At 78.1% G+C, this 5,082-nt stretch carries 4 protein-coding genes; 2 read left to right on the forward strand and 2 right to left on the reverse strand.

What is annotated here, in order from left to right:
- Positions 1–27 precede the first annotated feature (27 nt).
- A complete protein-coding gene (locus HLB09_RS12670) occupies positions 28–624 on the reverse strand; it encodes a DUF5998 family protein (RefSeq protein WP_171203715.1) in 597 nt (198 codons plus the stop codon).
- Positions 625–697: 73 nt separating this feature from the next.
- Here HLB09_RS12670 and HLB09_RS12675 point away from each other — a divergent pair, with 73 nt between their 5' ends.
- Positions 698–1,672 carry an FkbM family methyltransferase gene (locus HLB09_RS12675; RefSeq protein WP_171203716.1) on the forward strand — a complete coding sequence of 325 codons (975 nt, stop codon included), beginning with the start codon at positions 698–700 and terminating at the stop codon, positions 1,670–1,672.
- Between the two features lie 53 nt (positions 1,673–1,725).
- Here the strand turns inward: HLB09_RS12675 and HLB09_RS12680 are convergent, their stop codons facing one another.
- Positions 1,726–4,425: a bifunctional acetate--CoA ligase family protein/GNAT family N-acetyltransferase gene (locus HLB09_RS12680; RefSeq protein WP_322790167.1), complete on the reverse strand. Its 2,700-nt coding sequence runs from the start codon at positions 4,423–4,425 to the stop codon at positions 1,726–1,728.
- A gap of 51 nt (positions 4,426–4,476) precedes the next feature.
- On the opposite strand from HLB09_RS12680, the gene HLB09_RS12685 reads away from it, so the two are divergent.
- Positions 4,477–5,082: nitroreductase family protein (locus HLB09_RS12685; RefSeq protein ID WP_171203717.1), on the forward strand; the 606-nt coding region annotated here is incomplete at its 3' end.

Consider the following 5,082-nt stretch of genomic DNA (forward strand, 5'->3'; position numbering starts at 1 on the left):
GGTTGGCGATCATCATGTGGCTCGAGTTCACCAGGTCGCGCTCCGGCGGCAGCGGGGCCGCCTTCGTGCCCCGCTCGAGCTTGCGCAGCGCGCTCGCCAGGGCGAGCGGGTCGCCGGTGAGGCGGGCTCGAGGTCGAGGCGCTGCACGGAGCCCCACCCGATCGTCACGGTGAGCTCGGCGGCGGGGTCGCCCGCCCGGTAGAGGTCGGGCCGCTGGACCACGTGGGACAGGAGCACCGAGCGCACCTGCTGCAGCGGCACGGCCTCCGTCGACGCCGCGGCGGCGTGGGCGCGCGGCGAGCCGGACCCCTCGGCGACGAGGTCCGTGCCGTCGTCGGCGTGCGCGACGACGAGGCGGGTCGGCGTCAGCACGACCACCGTGACGTGCCGGCGCACCTCCTCGCCGTCGAAGGTCGTCTCCTGGTGCACGAGGTGGGCGCGGGCCTCCTCGCCGCCGAGGGCGACCGCCACGACGTCGGCGACGAGCGCGGGGTAGTACCCCGCGTGCTCCACCGCGCGCCGCAGGTCGGGCGCCAGCGCGTCGCCGGGCGCCGGGGAGGACCGGCGACCGGCGGGGGTGCGGCCGGAGGGGCCGGAGGAGCGGGGCGGGCGCGACGAGGGCACGGCCCGCATCGTGCCACCCGCCACCGACGCTCCCGCGCCCCGCGCCGAGGCGGCCACGGCTACCGTCGCGCGCGTGGACGACGACGCGGTCGTGACGACGGGGCCGGCGGCGCGCAACGCCCGGCGCCGCTCCTGGTACGGCACCAAGAAGCACGTGAAGCGCGCCGCCTCGGCGCCGCTCGTCGCCCCGGTGCTGCACGCCGTCGTCGAGCGTCGCAGCGGCACGGCCGCGGCGAGCCGGCTGCCCGCCCCGGTGACGGTGCGGCGCGTGCGGGGCCGCGTCGCCGGCCACGAGTTCACGATGCTGTCCCCCGCACGGTGCGTCGTCGCCAAGGAGCTCCACTGGGGCGGGGGCCGGCGCCCGGGCGCGGCCGACCAGCTCGCCCTCGAGGTCTTCGCCCGCCTCGTCCCCGGTGCGCGCACGGTCCTCGACGTCGGCGCCTACACCGGGGTCTTCTCCCTCGTCGCCGCGCTCGCCGAGCCCTCCGCGCGCGTGCACGCCTTCGAGCTCGTGCCCGCGAACGCCGTCGCCCTGCTCGACAACCTGCTGGCCAACGACCTCCTGCCGCACGTCGAGGTCCACCTCGCCGGGGTCGGCCGGGACGGGGGGACCCTGCGCGTCCCCTCGGGCCGCGGGGGCTCCGCGCTGCCGGACTTCCTCTCGACCGGCGAGGAGGCCGCGGACGGCGTCCTCGTGCCGACGACGTCGCTCGACGCCCTGCTCGACCGGACGCCCGGCGGGACGGGACCCGCCGTGGCCAAGATCGACGTCGAGGGCGCCGAGGGAGAGGTCCTGCGCTCGGGCCGCCGCCTGCTGGAGGCCTCGCGCCCCGACCTGCTGCTCGAGCTGCTGCCCGCCGCCGACGTCCCGGCGGTCGAGGCCGCGCTCGCCGGGCTGGGCCACCGCGCCCTGCTCGTCACCGACGAGGCGCTCGTCGAGCACGACCGGCCCCACGCGGACCCCGTGCACCGGGACTGGCTGCTGACGACGAGGACGCCCGAGGAGCTCCGGCGCCTCGGCGTCCCGGTCCGCGCCCTCGGCACCTGATCGCCGCGGGCTCGCCCCGCGGGGCACCCGCAGGCCACGCCCGGGGCGCCGCGTCAGCGCAGGACGCGCCGCGAGCCCGTGTCCGTGCGCCGCCGCGCCGCGCGCTCGAGGCGCACGCGGGCGAGCAGCACGCTGAGGCCCTGCGGGGACACCACCACCGGGCTGAGCACGACCTCGGCGAGCTCGGGGAGGTCGTCGGCCATGACGCTGACGCGCGCCAGCAGGTCCTCGAGCGCCGCGACGTCGAGCCGCGGGCTGCCCCGGTAGCCGAAGAGGCGCGGCGCCGCGCGGACCCCGCGGACGAGGTCGGCCACGTCGCCCGTCGTCAGCGGCGGGATGCGGTGGGCCACGTCGCCGAGCAGCTCGGAGGCGTCCCCCGCCAGCCCGAAGGACACCACGGGGCCGAAGAGCTCGTCCTCCATCGTGCTCACCGTCACGGCCGAGCCGGGCGGCGCCATCGCCTGCACGAGGACCGGCCGCCCCTCGACGCCCGGTTGGGACGTCAGGGCCGCCCAGTCGGCGCGCAGCTCGGCGGGGCTCGCGATGTCGGTGCGCATGCCGCCGAGGTCGCGGCGGCGGCGCAGCTCGCGGTCGGCGAAGCGCAGCGCCAGCGGGTACCCGACGTCGTCGGCGGCCGCGAGCGCCTCCTCGACGTCGACGACGACCCGCGACGGCTGCAGCGCGACGCCGTAGCAGGCGAGCAGCCGCCCGGCCGCCGCGGGACCCAGCTCGAGGGCCACGCGCCCGTCGTCGTCGGCGGGCAGGCCCGCGAGGGCCTCCTCCACCACCGCGCGCGCGGCGTCGGCGTCGACGCCCTCGGGGGCCACGCGGGGTCCCGGGTCGCGCTGGCGCCACTGGGCGTAGCGCACGGCGGAGACGAGCGCGCGCACCGCGTCCTCGGGGCTCGGGTAGGCGGGCACGACCCGCGGCCGTCCGTCGGCTCCCGGCGCCGAGAGCGCCTCCTCCACACCGTGCATGCCGAGGAAGCAGGCGACCGTCGTGCGGTCGGAGGCCGCGGCGGTGCGGGCGAGCGCCCGGGCCACGCCCGTGTCGACGACGCCGAGGGGCGGGGCGAAGCAGGCGACGACGGCGTCGACGCCGGGGCGGGCGAAGACCTCCTCCACGGCCCGGGCGCACTCCTCGGCGTCGGCCTCCGGGTGCACCGACAGCGGCGGCTCGGGCACCTCCAGGCCCCAGCTCTCGAGCGCCCCGGCCGCCAGGGCCCCCAGCGCCGCCGAGTTGCCCACCACGGCCACCCGCTGCCCCTCGGGCAGCGGCTGGGCGACGAGCAGCTGGGCCGTGTCGAAGAGCTGGTGGATCGTCTCCACCCGGATGACGCCGGCCTGGCGGAGCATCGCGTCGAGGGCCGCGGCGGGGGCGCGGCTGGTGCGCACGGCGTGGCCGGGGGGCGCGCCGCCGGTCGTGCCGGACTTCACGACGACGACGGGCTTGGAGCGCGCGAGCCGCCGGGCGACGCGCGAGAACTTGCGCGGGTTGCCGACGCTCTCGAGGTAGAGGCCCACGACGCGGGTGCGCGGGTCCTCCTCCCAGAACTGCATGAGGTCGTTGCCCGAGACGTCGGCCCGGTTGCCGGCCGACACGAAGCTGGAGACGCCGAGGCCCCGTCGCGCCGCGGAGGACAGGACGGCGACGCCGAGGGCGCCGGACTGGCTGAAGAGGCCGAGCGCGCCCTCCGGCGGGAGGTCGGGCGCGAGCGAGGCGTTGAGCCGCAGCTCCGGTGCGGTGCTGATGAGCCCGAAGGAGTTAGGGCCCACGACGCGCATGCCGTTGGCGCGGGCGAGCCGCACGAGCGCGCGCTGGCGCTCCAGGCCCGCCGGCCCGGTCTCCGCGAACCCGCTGGAGACGACGACGACGCCGCGGGCGCTGACCCGGGCCGCGTCGCGGACGACCTCGAGCACGGACTCCGCCGGCACGGCCACGACGACGAGGTCCACCGGCTCGGGCAGGTCCTGCAGGCTCGCCGAGGCGCGGACGCCGTCCACCTCGACGGCCTCCGGGTGCACCGCGTGCAGGCGCCCGGTGTAGCCGCCGCGGACGAGGTCCTGCAGGAGGACGCCGCCGACGGAGCCGGGGCGCGGGCTGGCGCCCACCACGGCGACCGACCGGGGCGTCAGGAGCGCCTCGAGGCTGCTCGCCTCGGCGCGGTGCTCGCGCGCCGACGTCACCGCGAGCGAGCGCTCGGTCGGGTCGATGTCGAAGCCCAGGCTGACGACGCCGTCGTCGTAGGCGTGGGTGACCTCGTAGCCGGCGTCCCGGAAGACGCTCGTCATGCGCCGGTTCTGCGGCAGGACCTCGGCGACGAACCGGTGGACGCCCCGCTCGCGCGCCGCCGCGGCGAGGTGCTCGAGGAGCACGGAGCCGAGGCCCCGCCCCTGGTGGGCGTCGGAGATGTTGAACGCCACCTCCGCGGTGGCCCGCCCGCCGTCGCCCTCGTCCAGCCGGTCGAAGCGCCCGATGCCGACGATGTCGTCGCCGATGGTGGCGACGAGGGCCACGCGGTCCACGTGGTCGACCCGGGTGAAGCGCCGCAGGTCGCGCTCCGACAGGCGCGGCATCGCGGAGAAGAAGCGCAGGTAGACCGACTCGGGCGACTGCGCCACGTGGAAGCGCTGCAGCGCCTCCGCGTCCGCCGGGGTGATGGGCCGCAGGTGGGCGGTGCCCCCGTCGCGCAGGAGGACGTCGGCCTCCCAGTGGCGCGGGTAGCCCGGCGCCTCCTCCACGGCTTCGTCCACGACGACCGAGCGTACCGACGGGGGACGACGCCGACCGAGCGCAGCGAGGACGTGACACCGACCGAGCGCAGCGAGGACGTGACACCGACCGGGCCCGGCGAGGGCATGACGCCGACCGGGCGCAGCGGGGAGACTGCCCGCGTGCACGTGCCCGACGCCGTCCGCGCCCGCCGGGCCCAGCGGTCCTTCGACCCCGCGGCGCCCGTGCCGCGGGCCGTCCTGCGCGACCTCGTGGACCTCGCCTCGCGGGCGCCCAGCGCCGGTGCGTCCCAGGGCTGGGACTTCCTCGTGCTCAGCCGGTCCCACGACGTCGCCCGGTACTGGGAGGTGACGACCGAGGCGGGGAGGGCGCCCGACCGCTGGCTGCGGGGGCTGCGCACCGCCCCGGCCCTCGTCGTCGCCTGGAGCCGCGAGGAGGCCTACCGCGAGCGGTACGCGCTGGTGGACAAGGCCTCCGGTGACCACGCCCCCGTCGACCTCGCCGCCCGCTGGCCCGTGCCGTACTGGCACGTGGACACGGGCATGGCCGTCGCGCTGCTCCTGCTCGGCGCCGAGGACGCCGGCCTGGGCGCCTGCCCCTTCGGCGTGCCGACCGCGCGCGTCGACGCCGTCCGCGCGGCCTTCGGCGTCCCGCCCGACCGCACGCCCGTCATGGCG

It is taken from the genome of Pseudokineococcus marinus (assembly GCF_013004605.1).
In the GTDB taxonomy this organism is placed as follows: Bacteria; Actinomycetota; Actinomycetes; order Actinomycetales; family Quadrisphaeraceae; genus Pseudokineococcus; species Pseudokineococcus marinus.